Genomic DNA, 21,853 nt, shown 5'->3' with positions numbered 1-21,853 from the left:
AATATTATATTCAATAAATTTATGTAATTTTAATATTAGTCAATTGACTTGTTCTTTAAAATTAAAAATATATTGCTATTCTTTTCTTTTTTTAGAGAAAAACTGATGTACATAATTTTTTTAATAAAAAAGTTTGATAAAAATATATTTTATATTGAAAAATTAATTTTTGAAAAAATTACAGATTGTTACATCAAACAATAAGATATATTTTTAATAAAATAGATAATTTTAAAAATTGACAATAAATATTAACACCATGATTTTAATAGTATTAATAAATAAATTTGACTTAAAGAAGTTATAGTGACAGCTATAATTATATATGAAGACATATATCGCAAGAATAGCAATAGTTTTAATTATTAATTTCTATTAATGGAATAATAAACCGCTTTCATGAAAGTAAATACTTAATTAAGTAGTTACATTAATTTATTTAATTAAGTCAAAATCAGTTTTTTATATGTTTAGTGAATATAAAAATGTGTAATTTTACAACATGTCACTTTATTTGACATAATCTTTAGAAAATAAAAACCTAAACAATACTCATTATCTAATGAACCGCATGCGAGAATAATAGATGTTCTGTATCTATTTAGGCAAAACCGATTAATATCAATAAACATAAAGTAATCTGTTTTACAACAGATTATCTTATAAGATAAAACGACTTAAGTCCTCATCGGATACTAATTTATCTAGATGATTGCGAACGTAATCTGAATCAATAGATATAACTCTACCATCCCATTCGCTAGCATCATAAGAAATTTCTTCCATCAAACGCTCTAAAACTGTATGAAGACGACGAGCCCCTATATTTTCAACACGCTCATTCACCTGCCAAGCAGCCTTAGCAATATTTTTGATAGCATCCTTAGTAAAAGTAATGTGTACTCCTTCTGTTTTCATTAATGCAATATATTGCCTAGTGAGAGAAGCGCTTGGTTCTGTCAAAATTCGTTCAAAATCTTCAATCGTTAGTGCTTCCAGTTCCACACGAATTGGTAATCGACCTTGTAACTCAGGAATTAAATCTGATGGACTAGCAATTTGAAATGCACCAGAAGCGATAAATAGAATATGATCTGTTCTTACTACGCCGTGCTTGGTAGATACTGTACAACCTTCCAATAAAGGCAATAAATCGCGCTGCACTCCTTCTCGAGATACATCTGACCAAGATACTGTATCTCGTTTACAAATTTTATCAATTTCATCTATAAATACAATACCGTGTTGCTCAACTGCTTCAATTGCTTGTTCTTTTAATTCCTCCTGATTAACGAGCTTAGCTACTTCCTCTTCAACTAACAATTTCATTGCTTCTTTAATCTTGATCTTTCTTAGAGTCTGTTTCTGTCCAGATAAATTTTTGAACATTGATTGAAGTTGGTTGATTATTTCCTCCATACCAGGAGGTGCCATGATTTCAACACCAAGTGAAGCGGCAGCAAGATTAATTTCAATTTCTTTTTCATCTAGCTTACCTTCTCGTAGTTTTTTTCGAAAATTCTGACATATATTGGAGGATTCATAATTTCTTTCGAAAATATCCTTAGAATTATTATTCTTTGGAGTTGGGATTAAAACGTCAAGTACTCGTTCTTCTGCTAATTCTTCAGCTCGTAATCTATTTTGTTCAATGGATTGTAACCGTACTATTTTTATTGCTGCATCAGTTAGATCTCGAATGATAGAGTCAACTTCTTTACCTACATAGCCAACTTCTGTAAATTTAGTGGCTTCTACCTTAATAAAAGGAGAATTAGCTAATTTTGCTAAACGACGAGCAATTTCTGTTTTACCAACACCAGTAGGACCAATCATAAGAATGTTCTTCGGTGTTACTTCATTGCGCAGCTCTTTATCTAGTTGCATACGACGCCAACGATTACGTAACGCGATGGCTACAGCGCGCTTAGTACGATGTTGGCCAATAATGTAACCATCGAGTTCACTGACAATTTCGTGTGGAGTCATTTTAGACATATTTAAGATCCTTACGCACTGTACGTTAATTCTTCAACGGTGTAACAATGGTTTGTATAAATGCAAATATCACCAGCAATTTTTAAAGCCTTTTCAACAATTTCACGCGCGCTTAATTCAGTGTTCTCTAAAAGAGCACGTGCTGCAGATTGAGCATAAGGCCCACCTGATCCAATAGCAATAAGATCATCTTCTGGTTGCATGACATCGCCACTTCCAGTAATTATGAGTGAATTATTTTCATCGCTTACTGCTAGGATCGTTTCCAAACGACGTAACATTCGATCAGTTCGCCAATCTTTGGCCAATTCTACAGCAGATTTAATTAAACGACCTTGATGCATTTCTAATTTACGTTCAAATAATTCAAATAAAGTAAAAGAATCAGCAGTGCCTCCGGCAAATCCGGCAATCACTTTGTCATTGTATAGACGACGGATTTTACGTACATTACTTTTCATGATAGTATTACCCAAGGTAGCCTGACCATCGCCACCCATGACGATATGTTTCCTACGGCGTACACTTATAATTGTCGTCACAAACATTTCCTTTAGAGTATAGGTAAAACAGGCATTTTCTTATTAGACAATACAGGGTAAAGAATAACTACTCAGATGGGGTGAAATTATAAATTTTCAACCCTTTCACAGAAACAGAGATATAATGTGAAAAATCTAATTTTTTCTATACCGTAGGTATGTATCAGTTTTATCTCAGCTTCAATAAAAAAATCTAATCAGATGCAATTAATATATTAATAGCGATTATACAACGTTTAACATTGGTGGAAGATTTTATCTAAGTAAATCTTCATTCTTTTATACTGTCACTATTTTTGATAGTATCGTAAAAATTACGCCTTTCACAAAATGAAAACATTTAAAAACTACTCCGTTAAATATACAATAATCGTTATGAAACAAGATGGAATTGTAAGTATGTATATTTTTAAATTTATTTAATCAAAAAGTAATACATAGGATGTTTCTTATTTATTTCATGGTTAATTAGGTATAACAATGAATCTTTACATGTTTTTTATTACTATGGTCTAGTAATAATACTTTTTTAATTTGAAGAACATGCTTTTAGCAAATGACATTTGATGAAATGTTATTGCGGCTTGTAAAAATGTTTTATGAAAAATATTATAACGGTTTTCAACACACAAGATATATTATCATGTTATTATAATTGAATTAATGTTTTTTAAATTTTTGGAAATAGCAATAATAGTTAAACTTACATTGCATGTATACATGCATACCATTTTACATGACATATGATTCCTTTATTTTTCTAATTTTAAAAATAAAATAGAATATTAATTTATTCAGAAAAATATTCTTCAGCATTGATTTTTTAATTAAAATTACGATTTTTTCATTATATAATATTTAAAGTTTAAATTTAGCATGGAGGATGTATAGATACTATCTAATTCTATGTTGCTACTGTGAAACATAAAAAATTTAACTGTTATTAAAATATTTAATACGATTAATTAAATCGTACAATTTTAACCAACTTTAATATTTAAAAAAGGATTTTATTATAACCTTATGAAAATTTTTTATAGTTTGTACTAATATAACGAGTTAGTTAGTATGCTCCTATATAGATGATGCTAGGAGTAGTTTTTGTAGAAGGACATGATGTAATGTTTATTAAATAAAGTAATAAATATGTTAACTGAATAATTTAACTACATTTAAGACATCTTGTTCGTTTCTAGTATATTCTGATAGTTTAAATATATTAAATATTATTTTGAACGTCAGTTACCATATGGACACTGCTTTGAATTCAAAAAAATAGCATATTATTGTCGATTTTTATATAAACACCAGTAATTTCACACCACTACTCTAATTGATTGAAATAACATAATCAACCTACCTGTTGTCTTATCCGTCTCAACTTAGATGAAGTTAATCGAGTCTATAAGTACTAGACAAGGTATTTATTTGATAATGTTAACACCAACTGTGTTGGTATGCATACCATGTCTCTATAAAGCATTTTATATTAAAAAATATTAAATACTTATCATTCACTAGTATATAAATAATTTACTTTATTTTAAAAAATTATTATTATTTTTTATGTATTATTTAAATATAACTTAAAAAACGATGTTAAATACCGATAGTATAAATAAAAATTCAATTTAATAAAATTATAAATAGGCTAACTAGATATAATTTTTGTAAAAAAATTTATGTTATTTATTTACGTTAAAGTAAATATTTCCGGTAACGTCATGTTACCATATTGAAATAAAAGAAAAAATTAATCTAAAATTCAAGAGAATAGATATCAACTTACATATAAGTACATTTTATAATCAATCTGAAATTGCAAGAAAATGCTGACTATTGTCAATAAAGCTTATTTCAATAACATACTATTTTATGAAAAATAGTGAGCTTTACTATGATATAGTAAGCATCTATTATACCTTGATAAATATATCAATAAATGAAAATTTAGATAAGGTAAAGTTTTATGACTATAAGCTAGCATATAACTAAAAGACTGAAAAATTATGCATAATATTTATACTGATGAATTACAACTATTAAAATAGTTGATAGTTAGTGGAATGGATTACTATTGATTAATAGTATTTCATGAAATGAAATGTGATGTAATTCCGAATTAATAGATAGTATAATATGCGTTTATTTCAATTAATTTAATATCTCTGGCTGCATTACTTTGCATATCTTTAACATTTATAATTTTGCATTTCATAATAAAATATAAAGATCTTTACTTATCTATTACATTCATCTAAAATTATTGTTTGTAACACATTTCCTTTAGGCTATCAAGGTATGTTCTTGGAATTTTGTTAACAATTGATCGATATATTCAATTCTTACTGTATGATCTGTTAAATTACAAATAAATTTTAGTCGAGTTGGGCTACCTATTTGGTAGGTAGTACAATGGGTCTTCAATAAGTCAATGAGATATTTAGGATCAACTCGTTGGTTTTTTTCGCTGAATTCAATAAAGCCTCCTTTATCATTACCTTCAATTCGACATATTCCTAGACCTTGTGCTTTTCGTCTTAAATTAGCAATTGCCAGGAGATGATATGTTGGTATCGGTAATAATCCAAATCGATCGATCAATTCTATTCTTATTGTTTCAATTTCATGGTCATTGGTGGCACTAGCAATACGTTTATAAAAAGACAGGCGTGTATTGATATTAGAAATATACTCTTTCGGTATCAGCATAGGAACGCATAATTCTAAATTAGTTACTTGTTGCGTTAGAGTGCTAAAAGTAGGTTCACGGCCTGATTTCAGATCAGCTAATGCACTTTCCAGTAATTCCATATAAAGGGAAAATCCTATTGTTTCTATTTGACCACTTTGATCTTCCCCTAATAGTTCTCCTGCGCCTCGAATTTCTAAATCATGTTTTGCTAAAGTTAAACCAGCACCCAAATCTTTCAAAGAAGCAATCGCTTCTAATCGTTTATGAGCATCATGAGTCATAGCTTGTATTGGTGGTGTTAATAGATAGGCGTAAGCCTGGTGGTGAGAACGACCAACACGACCTCGCAATTGATGCAATTGCGCCAGACCAAAATGATCAGCACGTTCGATGATAATTGTATTAGCATTAGCAATATCGATACCAGATTCAATAATAGTAGTGCATACTAGTATATTAAAGCATCGACGATGAAAATCGTTCATCACCTGTTCTAAATTGTGTTTATGCATTTTACCATGCACAACTGCTATTCGTGCTTCTGGTACTAATTTTTCCAATGTATAGACAGTATTCTTAATACTTTCTATTTCATTATGGAGATAATATACTTGACCTCCACGTAAAAGTTCGCGTATTATTACTTCGCGTATAAGTAAATGATCATATTCATGTATAAAAGTTTTCACGGAAAGCCGACACACCGGAGGTGTGTTGATAATCGATAAATCACGTATTCCAGCCATTGCCATATTTAAAGTACGAGGAATTGGTGTAGCAGTTAATGTAAGAATATCTACGTCGGCACGTATTGCCTTGAGACTTTCTTTATGTCGAACACCAAAGCGATGTTCTTCATCAATGATGAGTAATCCTAAATCATACCATTGAACATTACCTTGTAATAGTTTATGTGTGCCAATTAAAATATTAACTTTACCTGTGGCTGTTTGATTTAAAATTTTTATTTGATCGCTCGAATTACGAAATCGTGAAATCATTTCTATATGCACTGGCCAATTGGCAAATCGATCCCTAAAATTATCAAAATGTTGTTGTGCTAGCAAAGTATTAGGTACTAAAACGGCTACTTGTTTACGATTTTCTATCGCTATAAATGCAGCTCGCATTGCAACTTCTGTTTTTCCAAAGCCAACTCCACCACAAATTACCCGATCCATCGCTAACGGTTGATACATATCACTTAATACTTCATTGATAACTTGAGTTTGATCTTGTGTAGTCTCAAAAGGAAATTCTTTGCAAAAAATCTGATAGCTTGCCTTATTAGGAAGAAAAGAAAATCCAGTTTTGATTGCGCGCTGGGTGTAAATATTAAGAAGTTCAACTGCAGTGTCCCGTATTCGTTCAGTTGTTTTTTTTCGAGCACGCATCCAAACTTCATCACCTAATTTATGTAACGGCGCTTGTTCATCCGAACCAGCACTATATTGACTAATAAGATGCAATGAAGATATAGGAATATAAAGTTTATCATCATTAGCATAAGTAATGATTAAATACTCTGATTCAATACCATTAACTTTCAAAGTAGTCATTCCAGAGTAACGGCCTACTCCATGTTCTAAATGCACAACAGGTTGATTTTTATGTAGTTCCGCTAAATTACGAATTAATACATTGACGTTAATTGTACGATAATTTGTTTTTTTTTGGTGACGAACATGTTCTCCTAGCCAGTCGCTTTCACAAATCAATGTTCGATTACGGAGTACATCTATAAAACCGCGTTCATTAGCACCAATAATATAATACATACCGTGTTCACTTGCATCTTTTAAATTTTTTATTCGTTTTGGTTGAATATTGACTTGCATTAACAACTCGCTTACGATATTCCATCGGTTTTCACTATCTATTAAAAAAATGATTTGACCATCAAAATTTCTACAAAAATGGTGTAGTTTATTCAATGGAATTTTATTCTGAGTCTCTATGATTAAATCTGGAAGAGGACTAAAATCCATATTTTTTTGGTCAACTCTTTTTTGAGTCAAAATATTGGAACTGATTTGTACTTGCGGCCATTTTTTCATCTCGGATAATAGGTTATTTACTTTTAGCCATAATATTTCAGGAGGTAATAACGGTTGCATAGGATCAATATCTTTATTCTTATATTTTATATGAATGTTCTTCCAAAAGTGATTTGCATTTATTTTGAAATCATCTTGGCTGATTAACAATGTATTTACTGGAAGATAGCTAAATAACGATACTAGAGGTTGATTAAAAAAAAGTGGTTGCCAGAATTCAATTCCTGCTGGTAAAACACCTGTACTTACTTGTTGATAAATATGTTTAGCATCGCATCGTATATCGAAATACTTACGCCACTGACTACGAAATGTATCCATGCCAGATTTATTTGTAGGAAATTCATGTGTTGGAAAAATTTCAATGTCAGTAACATTTTGAAATGTGTGTTGAGTATCCACATCAAACATATATAATTCATTGATTTTGTTTTTTAAAAAAATGATACGAAAAGGTTTTTTGCTACTCATAGGATAGATATCTAATAGCATATTATGAATTGAAAATTCACCATGAACCATTACCTGATCCACCTTGTGATAACCAAGATTTTCTAAATGAACACGTAATCTATTACATGATAGATCCTGTCCTTTTACAATTTGTAAAATGTGACAATGTAAAAAATTTTTTGGACAAACTCTTTGCATCAAAGTATTAATTGGAATAATTATTGCTCCCCGCACCATTAAAGGTAAGCGAGAAAGTGTAAATAACCGATCAGAAATAATTTTTTGATTAGGCGAAAAATGGTCATAGGGACAAGATTCCCAATCTGGTAGAATTAAGATTGAATAATGAGTCAATTTCTGGATTTCATGGTGTAGTTTCAAAGCGCTTTTCATATTACTAGTAATGATCATTACTGGTCCAACATAATGATCAATAATCATGGTACATTCAAAAGAATTTGCAACATCAAGAACCTTACCCAAAATTAGTTTTTGGCCAGGCATTGTAGGTATGGTATAATACACTTGTTTTAACATATTAATAATTAATCTGTTTTAGCTTAAGAAGAAATTTAAGAAGAAATTGTAGTTACAATGTACAATAAAATATTTCTATAATAAATTATGTATAATTTATTGTAGAAATAAAAAAAGATTGTATAGAACGCCGAAAATTTCAGCATGACATACAACTCTTTATTATCCTTATTTACTTTACTTGCGCAACCTCAATCAAACGAAAAATAATGTATCAGCCCATCGTATTATATATTGGTTTTCGCTATATGCGAGGAAGAACATTAGATCATTTTGGCTGTTTTATTTCTTGGCTATCAAGAATAGGCATCACACTTGGAGTCATGGCTTTAGTAATAGTTTTATCAGTCATGAATGGTTTAGAACGTGAGCTAAAAAATAATATTTTAAAATTCATACCCCATGCATTGTTGACTAATGCTACAGAACGATTAAATATTCAATGTATCCCGCGCTTACTACCAGAAACGTTGTCTGGAGTGGTACAAGCATCGCCGCTAATTACTAGCGATATAGTACTACAAAGTGCAAATGGTATAGCAATAGGAATGATGTTAGGAGTTAATTTAACTGATCCAGAACCACTATGGCATTATTTGTTAGATGCTCGGAAAAATGACTTATTAGCTGGCCAATATCGGGTAATTTTAGGTAATGAGCTAGCTATACAGTTAAAGGTCACACGTGGTGATCAAATACGATTAATGGTACCAAATGCTAATCAAGTAACACCAATAGGACTTATTCCTAACCAACGATTATTTATCGTAGCGGGTACTTTTTCTACTAGAAATGAAGTAGATAATTATCAAATTCTCGTGAACCAACATGATGCGGCGTGTTTGATGAACTATGCTATCGGTGAAATAACTGGTTGGCGTCTATGGTTAAAAAAACCACTCGAAGTAGATCAGATAAAGCGTGTACAATTTATACCTGATGGATTAGTATGGAAAGATTGGAGAGATTGCAAGGGTGCTCTTTTTAAAGCAATACAGATGGAAAAAAATATGATGGGCTTATTATTAAGCCTGATCGTTGGAGTTGCAGTGTTTAATATATTTACTTTTTTAGGACTTTTGGTCATTGATAAAAAAGCTGAAGTAGCGATTTTGAAAACTCAAGGAATGACACGAAAGCAGGTGCTTCAGATATTTATTGTTCAAGGAACTGTTACTGGAATTATTGGTGCTTTTCTAGGAAGCTTGCTTGGTATCATCTTAACTATCTATCTAAATCAATTAATGCCTGTTGGTGTGTTTTTTGATGGTGCAATTTTGCCAGTTGAAGTCCACACAAAACAGATAATAATTATCATGTTATCAGTAATAACTGCCTCTTTATTATCCACACTATATCCTTCTTGGCATGCTTCTAGTATGCAACCTGCTAAAGAGTTACGACATGCATAATTCTAATCCGCTTTTGCAATGTCATTTATTAAGTAAATGTTATCAAGAGGGAAAACTTTATACTGAAGTCTTACATGAAGTTAGTTTGATTCTTCAACCTAAAGAAATGATAGCAATTATTGGCAACTCTGGTTCTGGAAAAAGCACGCTATTGCATCTATTAGCTGGTTTAGATCAACCAACTAAAGGTGAGGTTATTTTTGAAGGGCAACGGCTCAATATACTTTCTTCTGCCGAACGTGCTTCGATTCGTAATCGACGAATGGGATTTATCTATCAATTTCATCATTTGTTACCGGATTTTTCTACTGTAGAAAATGTAGCGATGCCACTTCTGATAGGTGGTATGCGACCAACTCAAGCGAAACAGACAGCGCTTGAAATGCTCGAAGCAGTTGGTCTTGAAAAGCGAAGTTATCATCTTCCCACAGAATTATCTGGAGGTGAAAGACAACGAGTTGCTATTGCTCGTGCATTAGTTAATAATCCTTCACTAGTATTAGCAGATGAGCCAACAGGTAATCTTGATCAAGATAATGCTCACAATATTTTTGATTTATTAGATGCGTTAAATGTAGATCAAGGTACTGCCTTTTTAGTAGTTACCCATGATGTCAAATTAGTAAATCGGCTGCATCGTAAATTAGAAATTCGAGATGGAATTTTATTGGAAATCATATAATGAACATACCGTTATCACTAAAAATAGCAATACACTTTAGTCGAAAACATAACGGTAATAGTATGATTTCAATAATTTCAGTCATTTCTACTATTGGAATTGCTTTAGGAGTAGCAGTGTTAATTATTGTTCTGAGTGCTATAAATGGATTTGAATATGAGTTGAATAATCGAATTTTAGCCATAATACCACACGGCGAAATTGAACCTGTGAATCCACCATTGTCAAATTGGCAGACAATAATAAAGCATATTCGTCAAGTTCCTGGCGTACTTTGTGCTACGCCTTATTTAAATTTTACTGGGTTAGTAGAACACGGTAATAAACGTCAAGTTATTCAAGTAAAAGGTACTGAATTAACACAAGAAGAATGGGAAAATACACTGGGAAAATATATTATAAATGATAATATTTGGCAGAATTTTTGTGCTGGTAAAAATCAGATTATTATTGGTCATGGTATAGCTCAAAAATTAGAAGTCAAACAAAGTGATTGGATCACTTTACTCATTCCTATAAGTACTACTCAGATGAAATTACCTCAGCTACATCGTATCCGACTACAAGTACGAAGTATTGTAAAGTTAAATAGCCAACTTGATCACAATTTTGCAATTGTGCCATTGGTGGATGCCCAATATTATTTACAATGGAGCCACAATATTAGCGGTATTGCTATTAAGGTTAAAGATGTGTTTAAAGCCAATACATTGGTGCAAGACGCTGGTAAAGTAATTAATGCTAATGTTAAAGTACGTCATTGGATTAGCACATATGGCTACATGTATCGTGATATTCAAATGATTCGTTCAATCATATATTTGGCAATGGTTTTAATGATGGGAATTGCATATTTCAATATCATTGCTACGCTAATGATGGCAGTTAAAGAAAAAAGTGCTGATATTGCAATATTACGTACTTTAGGAGCTAAAAATAAGATAATTTATGCTATTTTTATTTATTACGGCCTACTTACTGGATCTCTCGGAAGTTTTATAGGTGTAATAATTGGTGTGATAATCGGACTAAATTTAACTAAACTAATTGAAAACTTAGAAAATTTATTAAATAGTTCTTTGTTATCTAGTGATGTTTATTTTATTGATTTTTTACCGACCCAATTATGTTGGATAGATGTTATAAAAGTACTAATTATCGCCCTGTTACTTAGTATAATTTCAAGCCTATATCCAGCGTGGAGAGCAACGTTGCTTGACCCAGCTCAGATATTAAGCAAGCAATAACATTATATGGAACATTATTCGCATAATATGTCAAATATTTATTTTTTACTTTTAATGCAATAAGAATCAATTTCATATTGCATTTTAGTCTAATTTTTATTAGATCTAGGATAAATATTTTAAAAAAATTTTTTCAAAAAATAAATACTCAGAAACTTATATAAATAATGTTTATGCTATTTAAACAATACTATGTGAAATTGTATTGTTAAATGATTGTTCTCTAATTTTTTAAAATACATCTTATAATGAATTTATTGAATCAGTAAGTTGTATTATGATACACACATAAGTTTTCTTAGAGAACAGATAAAATAAACTTTTCATTATTACATTAAATAACATTAAATTTTAATATTTTAAAAACATCTTCTTGATTTTTATTTAATTAGTCAATGTAGTTTAAGCCTTTCATATAGGGTCGTAATACTTTGGGTACTTCAATGCGTCCATCAGCTTGTTGATAGTTTTCTAATACTGCTACTAGGGTACGGCCAACTGCTAGTCCAGAGCCGTTGAGAGTATGTACCAAATGCAATTTTTTATCTACTTTACTACGATAACGAATATGCATTCGGCGTGATTGGAAATCACTAGTATTAGAGCAAGACGAGATTTCACGATAATTATTTTGTGCTGGTAGCCATACTTCTAGATCGTAAGTTTTGCATGATGCAAAACCAATATCTCCAGTGCATAATAGCATTTTTCGATACGGTAATTGCAGGAGTTGTAGCACTTTTTCAGCATGATGAGTAAGTTCTTCTAAAACTTGCATTGATTGTTTTGGCGTAACAATTTGTACTAATTCTACTTTATCGAACTGATGCAGTCGAATCATCCCGCGAGTATCACGTCCATAAGATCCTGCTTCTAATCGGAAACATAAAGTGTGAGAGAGCATTTTCATTGGTAGCATATCTTCTAAAATGATCTTGTCTCGCATGAGATTAGTAAGTGGTACTTCGGCAGTTGGGATTAATGAATAAGTACTATTATCTAATTTTTTTTTTAGTGGCTGGATATGAAATAGATCATTGTAAAATTTAGGTAGTTGTCCAGTACCGTATAGAGATGTATGATTAACTAAACATGGCAAATAATATTCTTGATAACCGTGTTGCTCAATATGTAAATCCAGCATGAATTGGATCAATGCACGATGTAGTAAAGCAATTTGGCCACGCATTATGACAAATCGGGCACCAGTCAATTTAACTGCTGTTGCAAAATCTAATCCACCAGTAATTTCACCAAGCTCCACATGGTCACGAATAGGAAAGTTATATTGACGAGGTTCTCCCCAGCGTAACAATTCTATATTGTCGTTTTCACTAAAACCAATGGGTACTTCATCTGCAGTAATATTAGGTAAAAACGATGCATAACGATGCATAGAACGTTGTAATAATTCCAATTTTTTTTTGATAGAATTTAGTTTTTTATCTAGTGGACCCATGTTCATTTTTAATGATTCAATATTTTCTCCACGAGATTTAGCAGTGCTAATTTCTTTAGATCGAACGTTACGTTCAGCTTGTAAATTTTCTGTTTTTACCTGCAAGATTTTACGGCGTTTTTCCTGATATCGTAATGTCTTTAAATCTAGCATAAATTTTCTAAGAGCTAATTTTTTGGCGACTGCGTCAAGCTCTTTACGCAGGAGATTAGGATCTAGCATGATCTTCCTATCATCTTACGATGATGATATTAATTTATAATTGAATGATATTTCACAAAGTTTATTTTTATACAATTGTTATCATTGATTTTAATCTGAATCTCCTAGTGATTTATAATATTTCATAAAGTAAATTTTATATATTTTTTAATAATATTAAATTAAATGTGTTTTTTTAATAAAAAAATCTAAACGAAATTTAAGTTAAAATCAGCTGTAATTTATATTATGTAAGATAGCTATCAATAAAATTTTAATTTTAATAAATAATTATATGAGTAGATAGAATTTTGTTCAAATTTTAATGCAATTAAATTCATTTAATAGACTATCTTTAATTTTTGAATAAAAAAGTGATTTTAAAATTATCAATGATAATGACATTTTATAACGGAAAGTAATAAGTATTGAGAAAATTTTTAAATATATCTAGTGATTTAATTGAATTGTTTCGTTGCATCACTGTTTGATTACTTGTAATATTAAATAAATTAAAATTATAAGTTAAAATTATAGAAGAAAATGTATTTTTAACAATTCATAAGGATAGACAATATTTTTATTATTAGATCTTTATTTTAATACGTTTCTACGTATATTTAATTAAAGTCACTTTATTGACGCTGATCATCTAGTATCACATGATTTGGTATTGTAAAATGAAATTTTTCTACATTTATTGGATTAAAATTCTGATGTGTAAGTTGAAAGGCAATGAGCTGATTATCCTGGTCTAAATACATGAAATTTTCAATTGTACCGTTAGAGGTAATTTGAATTGTAAATTGTCTTAAATTACTACGATCGTATTTGGGTATTAGATAGAAAACATCTCTTTCTTTATGAATATTATACTGTTTCCAATCAGCAATGTTATTTCGTATCATTAATAGAAAAGGTACGTTATTATCAGCAATATTTTTTAACCAATTGGCATTTACTTGTTTTAGAAGTGGATTATAAACCCACAAGGTTTTTCCATCTGAAATCAAGATATTTTCGTTTGGTGAAATTATATGCCAATTAAATAAATTAGGTCGTTTTACCCATAATTCTCCTTGTCCTTCTTCTACTTTAATACCTTTATTATCAATAATCTGTTGGATAAAGCTAGCGTAGAAATTATTAATTTGACTAAGTCGACTTTGAAGTGCATGAGCATCATCGCCCAAAGCTGAAGTGGTGATGAAAGTGAGCAATAAAAAAGAAAATTCAAATATTTTTTTCATTATTAGTGTTCCTTATTTAATGTGCTATGTATTAATAATGAAAGTAATATGTATTGATTCCATCACGAATACAAAAATTTTTTCAAAATAAAAATTTCATAGAAATATCTTATGATACAAATAAATTGATAAATTTTTACATTTTTATACTTGACAATATAAGTAACATTATTTTTTTATGATATTATAAATGATACTTTCCAGCTACTATTGTGCTTAGAAGAAAAAATTTTGTTCTATTAGTCAGAATTTTTATTCTAAAATATTATGGAAAATATTATTCCTTCTAATAATAGAAGATTCAGGAAATGCATTGTGTTCTATTATGATGCTTTTACGATCAATTATAATTTCAACGTTATTGATATATTTTAAATTTTAAAGTATCATTAATCCTAATGATTCTATTTATTTTATGTATTTATTTAGTATAATGTTTTTAGTATAATATACTATTATACACAAGGTGAAAAAATACTTAGATTCTATATATATTAATCATATTTTACATATCTAAAATTCATTGAATATCAAGTATAACTAAATATAGTAAATATTGATTATACTTTAAATTTCTTTAGATTCTTTATCAAAAGGCGCAGAAGAAATATATTAAAATATTATCTTTAAGTTCAAGTTAAATAATGATTGTTAATAAAAATGAACGTTTTAAAACAATTAATTACATAAATACTTTAATTTAAATAGAGATATAAACTTTTTGTGATCTAACTAAATAATATTAATTATTATAGAATAATCAATTCATCTTTATTATAAAAACAACTTATTCTATAATAGAATAGGCTAAATTAGCATGTTTTGTACTTTTATTTATAGCTTATTTATCATCGTATATCACATATTCTATCTATTTTTAATGCATTATTTTATAATACTAAGCATCTTATTTTAAAAGTATATATAAATTTCAACATAATCATAATGCGTCATTGAATTGTACATATTTAATATATTTTTGATTATTATATGACACCGTAGCATTAGATATCAAATTATAAAAAAATAATTTTAATTTATTTAAAATTAAAAATATAATGAAATATCTTACATTTCACTATTATTTACTTTATAAGTATTTATTAATTTAATAAAACATTTTCATAAAATAATGGTAATAAGTAATCAATTACTTATTCCACTCATAGTATTACTATTTTACTAGTAAAATGGATGATAAGTATCTTATGGTACAAGATTATAATACAAAGATCTTGTACGTTATCTCATGTTATTATTTAATTGGATATTAGCCTATATCTATATTAAATTAACTTCCATGTTTATATTTCATTTTTATAAAAACTGTTAGTTGTGTATAAAATATACTGCAATATTTATTCCCTTAACATCTAAGTTATGTTTAAATTTAATAAATTTTAGAATTAGTCAAAAGACTATATTGGAACATCCTGCATTAATATTATAATTAAATAAATTATAATCCATATATTGAACTATTTGTAGCTAACATGGTGATATTTCAATCATTATACTAAATGAGATTATTAAAATATAAAAAGATCATACTAACGTAAAAAGCGATCATTTCTATACAAAATGAGATAGATTTTATGATACAAAAAATAGATTTCTTGTGAATAAAATGATTTAAAATTATTAATATTCCTAGTATGAAGGAATATCACAAATGATTTATGATCGTGATATAGTAAAGATGAAAGATTCTAATCAATTTATTATCATCTAATAGTAAAATAAATTATAGAATAATAAACATTCTTAAAAAGAATTACATTAATTAACTGGAGATGAATAAATTTCATAAAAAAACTAATATAATGTATTATTAATGATTCTGTATTGTAGTGAATGTATGATATTAAATATATTGAAATGCTAAATTAGAAATGTGTCTTAATTTTAGTCAGTACAATTTTTAAACAAATTTTATTAATTGAATAGACCTATATTATCTTCTTAAAGATAGCTAATTTTGATCATCGGACGTATCTAAGTTACAGATTTAGATCCTATATCATATATAGGGGCTAAAATAATTTTATGGCTAGTGAATTAATGTATCAAAGTACTTTTTTTATTAATTTCTTTAGACACAGATGGATTAATCAATGTATAATTGAATATTAAGTAAGAGTATATTACATGCACATACATATTAAAGTATAGTTTTTAGAATAGAGATAATGGTTTTGATTAGATAGTATTGTTAATTATATCATAATGGTCATTAGAATCAAAAAAATAGATTAACTGTTATATGATTAGCGTTAGTAATGATGTAAAATGTTATGTCGAATAATAATCTTGCCATCAATATTTATGTCTATAAATTAACAGTTATCTTTTTATGACCATGTAAATGGATGAGATTTATTTTGATAAATCAGATATTTTATAAATGAATATGTTGAATAATAATTAATCGGTAAATGCTTTACAGATTTGAAACATACAGTATTATACACTAAATACTTTATGTGGAAAATTATGAAGTAGAATATTATTTTACTGTTAGTAATGAGAATTATAAGTAAAAATATCGTCTCTTTGTTCTACAAAAGTACGAAAATTGTTATTGGCTTTATTATGCCGGTTATCAAAAAATATAATAGTTAAATAATGAAGTACTTTAGAACCAATGATTTCAATCATAGTTAGCCAGGAGCAATTAGTAAATAGAGTCAAACCAACTACCCAGATCAATAAGAAAATGTAGATGGCAGCATCAATGTCGTTCAACCACTCTAAGATTGCATGGCATAGTAAAATACCAACAAAACCACCAGAGTCAAAATGGTAAATATCATCAATATTAAGTGTAGCTAAACCACAAGAGGATAGAAGCAATATTTGACTTCCAATGAGTTTTAGTGATAAATCGAAAAAATTAACAGAAATAGGTTGCAGAAACTCACGCCAGAAAAAAATAAGCATGATGAGCGGTATTCCGTATGCTAATACGCCGAAACTAAATAACAATATATCGGCAAGCCAAGCTCCTACTTTACCACCTAAATTATCAATCGAGTCATGCCAAGCAGTTTGTGACCAACATGGATCTAATGGACTAAAACTAGTCAGTGAAATTATTAAAAAAATAGAAAAAAAATTGACTTTAACTAAAAACATGACTTTTAACCACTGAAATTTTTTCCTAAATTTTTTTAGAAAAAGGTTTTCATTTTCTAGATATTTTCGATCCAAAATGAACTCTTTTTATGTCATTAATTATATAAGAAAAATTCTTAAATACAGTTTTTTTTGTATTATAAGCAATCATGGATACTGAAAAAAGATATATTGTATTTATACTTAATTATTAATCAATAATTTACAATCAAAAGAAAATATCTTCGATGCGCTATCATATTCATAAACACATATATTTGGATATAATCAATATCTGATTAATATATATAAAAACACTAGGAAATCATTCACGATTGTCAGAATGAAAAAGAATATATTCAAGTTATGGTCTGATATTAAATGAAACTCCTAAATATATTGCATTATTTCTACTTCTATGTTAGGTTACCCGGATAGGTTCAGTATTGTCGTTTTTATCGATACTTTTTCAAAAAAATCAGTCATAGTGAATCTATGAGATAACATGGACTATGATAGTCATATGTACTAATAACACAATCTTTTTATTTATACATGATTAACATGTATAAATGATTTCTACCTCTATATTGTCGACATAATATTGCACTCACTCATTTTTTATCAATCATTATTCGTATGATAATTAATTTAAATCATAATAATGATATGATAATAGAAAATAGACTCATTATGTTTACATCATTTTTTTAAAATAAATTATGAAGATTGAGAACTATCTCCCCTAAATTAAATTATTATTAACGCACTGATTTTTAATCAATATATAAATAGTCAAAAACATGTGCTTAAGCAATCTTAATTTTTCATTTTTTATAATCTTTACATAAAAATATATCTAGATTTTAAATTCAATAAAATAATGAAGACAAAATACTTGTATGGAAAGTCATAGTAAATTAATCATATTAGGTTCGGGACCTGCAGGATATACTGCAGCAATCTATGCTGCGCGAGCAAGTCTCAATCCTATTTTGATCACTGGTTCGGAACAAGGAGGACAATTAACTACTACTGCTAACATAGAAAATTGGCCAGGAGATCCTGATGATCTAACTGGACAAGCATTAATGGAACGTATGTGTATTCATGCTATGAAATTTAAAACTAAAATCATTGTCGATTATATTGTAAAAGTTGATCTACAAAATAGACCTTTTTCTCTTATTGGAGAAAATAATCAATATACTTGCGATGCACTAATTATAGCTACCGGATCTTCTGCACGTTATCTCGGATTGCCATCTGAAGAAACTTATAAAGGTAGAGGAGTATCAGCTTGTGCTATTTGTGATGGATTTTTTTATCGCAACGAAAAGGTTGCGATAGTTGGCGGTGGCAATACTGCTGTTGAGGAAAGTCTATATCTTTCTAAAATTGCTAAAGAAGTACATTTGATTCACTATCGAGATAGTTTTCGTTCAGAAAAAATTCTTATTAGCAGGCTGATGAACAAAGTAAATAATGGTAATATTATTTTGCATACCAATCGTATTCTAAAAGAAGTATTAGGCGATGGTATAGGAGTCACCGGCGTACGTCTTCAAGATATATCTGATACTCGCCTCCATGAGGATTTATCTATATCTGGATTATTTATTGCTATTGGTCATATTCCTAATACTACTATTTTCAATAATCAGTTAGCGCTCCAAGATGGTTATATCTGTGTACGATCTGATTTAAACAACATTAAAACTTCAACTTCCATCGAAGGGGTATTTGCTGCCGGTGATGTAATAGATTGTAATTATCGCCAGGCAATTACTGCTGCTGGAAGTGGTTGTATGGCAGCACTAGACGCCGAACGCTATCTCAATGGAGTATCATAGATTAATGTTTTATTACTGTTTATTATTTAATTGGATGCATGTAGAATGACTATCGGTTTTCATTAAAAGGATGTATAACGAATACGGCACTACCTATAGTATAGTAGTAAACATCCTATTTATTTTAATATGATTAAATAAAGAATATGTCTTTAATAGATATTAAATATATTCATAAATAAGAAAACATTAATTTTTTAAGCTTTAGATCCTTTTTAATTTGTGATGTTAATTTTTATTCCTTTATAAGGAATATGATTCTGAGTTTAAGATGAATACTAACAGGATAAAATTAAATTAGTTCTGTTATAATATGCTTATGTATTTAATCGAAATGCCTAAATGATTAATGTTCGGATCTACATCTTTTTTATAAGATCATAAATAGTGCGCATTCGATCTTTTTAAATAATCCATTCAGTTTAAAATTATTGAATTGATCCAAAATTCCTTATAATAACTTAGTATATTTACTATATAAGGTACTACAGTTCTAGGTCTCTAGACCTATTAACTCCATTTTTTAATTATCAATTTATTTTTCTTTTCTATTTATTTAGTGAAAAACACTATCATTGGATTAATGATCTTAGTTTTCAAAATAAATATCTTAAATAAAAACTAATTTATTAGAATAAGTATATTTATGATTTCTTCAAAAATTTATATAGTTAATAATACTAAAAAACTTAGTTTCTTATTTTATTAATATATTCTATTAGCATAGAATGCTAAGAGTTTTGTTATAATTACGATATAAAAATAAAATTTACATGAATTTAAATTCTTTTTGTTAACTTATATAATGAGTTAAAACAACATTCATAGATAATAAAAGTATTATTGGTTATAGAAAGATATAGTTTATTTATTTGAAAATCATGTGAATTCACATTCGAAATTTTTAAATAAATTTCATATAAAGTTTACAATACGCTCATTTAAAAGCTAAAAATGTCGTATATGCTAATTTATTTTACATAATCGGATTATGTGATTATTGTACTCAATTACAAATACAAATGATTTTAAATCATACATAATTACTACATAAAATTTGATATTTATAATAATATTGCAATTATTAATATCTACTATTGATAGATATTAAGCATTAACATTAATACTGATGGTAATAGCCGATCAATTAGTAAAGTACAAACCTAATGTTGTTAATAACAAATTTGATATTAACATTAGTTTTTATAGTTAATGAAGAATCACTTCAGCAATATATCATATGATCTAAAGAAGGTCATATATACGTTAATTTTTCCTATTTTAGCAATGTTGAAGTTATCTAGTATAGTTTTAATCTTATTAGGAAAGAGGTACACACAGAATATTTCTATGCACCTTAATCTTAATCTATTATAAATACTGCAAATAATTTGATTTCCTAAGAAAAGGTAATGCAGTTAAAATTTATAAAAATTGAATATTATTTTTCTAATGAATTGCCACTTCCATTAATAACAGTTAGGTTCGATTAATATATTTTAATTTTTAGTTATTTAGATAGTGATTATAAATTAATTATATGAATAATATTTATATAAAACTACCTTTTAGTAACGAAAATCATTATTAAGTTCATGCTATTTCGTTTGTGTTATAAAAACAAACAACATATTTTATGCTGTAATTATTATTACAGTTAATCTATAATTTTAATGGACTAATGTTTAATTTAAAGTTTTAATAAAGCTAAATGTTACATCCTGTATTATAGTTAATTAATTTTGTTATTTCTACCAATGATGTTAAAAAACCTTATGTGCTATTGCACAATATTTTTCATATTGACTTGTAGTAAATTTCCATGAAGCATACTGAATACAGAATATTTAGCTAAATTATGTTAAAAAAGAAATAATTTTATTCATATATTGAAAAAATAAAACATTATATCATACATATATTATGTATCAAAATGATAAGTATATCTAATTTACGATTATTAATCATATGGATCATCTGAAAAAATATACATTATATTGTGGTACGGGGTTAATAATAGTTAATTTTGATTTTCAATGAATATTTGAAGAAATTAAAAAGAACATTATTAAGCATAATATGTGAATAAAATTAGTGTAACTCTGAGCGTTTTTTCTATTAACAGATTAATCTTAATTAAATTTGATATAGAACATGTTAACATACTATTTTTTTAAATAGAGATAATTATTCCATGAATGTTGTGACATATTAAAAGTATTCTCCAATTTTAGGCTTTTCTTTTTAATGTAATGATTTTTCAATGTTTACTTTCAATGTTTACATTGAATCGATAAAATGTAACTTATGTGAAAATAGTTATTTTAAAGATCAATATTCATGAATACTAATG

General features: G+C 28.1%; 10 protein-coding genes. 4 read left to right on the top strand and 6 right to left on the bottom strand.

Annotated elements, in window-relative coordinates:
- Positions 1 to 660: 660 nt before the first annotated feature.
- The 3 genes from hslU to mfd all read right to left on the bottom strand — a co-directional run bounded on the left by hslU (position 661) and on the right by mfd (position 8,282).
- Complete coding sequence (gene hslU / locus ACICP0_RS00740) at positions 661 to 1,998, bottom strand: HslU--HslV peptidase ATPase subunit (RefSeq protein WP_395480054.1); 1,338 nt, start codon at positions 1,996 to 1,998, stop codon at positions 661 to 663.
- Positions 1,999 to 2,009: 11 nt separating this feature from the next.
- Positions 2,010 to 2,540, bottom strand: a complete 531-nt coding sequence (gene hslV, locus ACICP0_RS00735; RefSeq protein WP_395480053.1) for an ATP-dependent protease subunit HslV — start codon at positions 2,538 to 2,540, stop codon at positions 2,010 to 2,012.
- Between the two features lie 2,286 nt (positions 2,541 to 4,826).
- The gene (gene mfd / locus ACICP0_RS00730; protein WP_395480052.1) at positions 4,827 to 8,282 is read right to left on the bottom strand and encodes a transcription-repair coupling factor; all 3,456 of its coding nucleotides are present in this window, start codon (positions 8,280 to 8,282) and stop codon (positions 4,827 to 4,829) included.
- 209 nt (positions 8,283 to 8,491) lie between these two features.
- Between mfd and lolC the strand changes: the two genes are divergently transcribed.
- From lolC to lolE, 3 genes are read left to right on the top strand one after another with little or no spacing between them, the layout of a single operon-like run.
- Complete coding sequence (lolC, locus tag ACICP0_RS00725) at positions 8,492 to 9,694, top strand: lipoprotein-releasing ABC transporter permease subunit LolC (protein WP_395480051.1); 1,203 nt, start codon at positions 8,492 to 8,494, stop codon at positions 9,692 to 9,694.
- Positions 9,687 to 10,376, top strand: coding sequence for a lipoprotein-releasing ABC transporter ATP-binding protein LolD (lolD, locus tag ACICP0_RS00720; RefSeq protein WP_395480050.1), 690 nt, complete (start codon positions 9,687 to 9,689; stop codon positions 10,374 to 10,376). The genes lolC and lolD overlap by 8 nt, the downstream gene beginning before the upstream one ends.
- Positions 10,376 to 11,623 (top strand): lipoprotein-releasing ABC transporter permease subunit LolE, encoded by a 1,248-nt coding sequence (gene lolE, locus ACICP0_RS00715; protein WP_395480049.1) that lies wholly within the window; start codon positions 10,376 to 10,378, stop codon positions 11,621 to 11,623. The genes lolD and lolE overlap by 1 nt, the downstream gene beginning before the upstream one ends.
- A 388-nt stretch (positions 11,624 to 12,011) precedes the next feature.
- Here the strand turns inward: lolE and serS are convergent, their stop codons facing one another.
- From serS to ACICP0_RS00700, 3 genes are all read right to left on the bottom strand, one after another.
- Complete coding sequence (gene serS, locus ACICP0_RS00710) at positions 12,012 to 13,304, bottom strand: serine--tRNA ligase (RefSeq protein ID WP_395480048.1); 1,293 nt, start codon at positions 13,302 to 13,304, stop codon at positions 12,012 to 12,014.
- Positions 13,305 to 13,918: 614 nt separating this feature from the next.
- Positions 13,919 to 14,533, bottom strand: coding sequence for an outer membrane lipoprotein chaperone LolA (gene lolA / locus ACICP0_RS00705; RefSeq protein WP_395480047.1), 615 nt, complete (start codon positions 14,531 to 14,533; stop codon positions 13,919 to 13,921).
- A gap of 2,517 nt (positions 14,534 to 17,050) precedes the next feature.
- Positions 17,051 to 17,743, bottom strand: a complete 693-nt coding sequence (locus tag ACICP0_RS00700) for a DNA translocase FtsK 4TM domain-containing protein (protein WP_395480046.1) — start codon at positions 17,741 to 17,743, stop codon at positions 17,051 to 17,053.
- A gap of 806 nt (positions 17,744 to 18,549) precedes the next feature.
- Between ACICP0_RS00700 and trxB the strand changes: the two genes are divergently transcribed.
- A complete protein-coding gene (gene trxB / locus ACICP0_RS00695; protein WP_395480045.1) occupies positions 18,550 to 19,500 on the top strand; it encodes a thioredoxin-disulfide reductase in 951 nt (316 codons plus the stop codon).
- Positions 19,501 to 21,853 lie beyond the last annotated feature (2,353 nt).

This window comes from Candidatus Curculioniphilus buchneri endosymbiont of Curculio glandium, assembly GCF_964275155.1.
GTDB classification, from domain to species: domain Bacteria; phylum Pseudomonadota; class Gammaproteobacteria; order Enterobacterales; family Enterobacteriaceae; genus Curculioniphilus; species Curculioniphilus buchneri.
The sequence above is the reverse complement of the archived record's forward strand: the minus strand, read 5'-3'. Positions and strand labels throughout refer to the sequence as shown.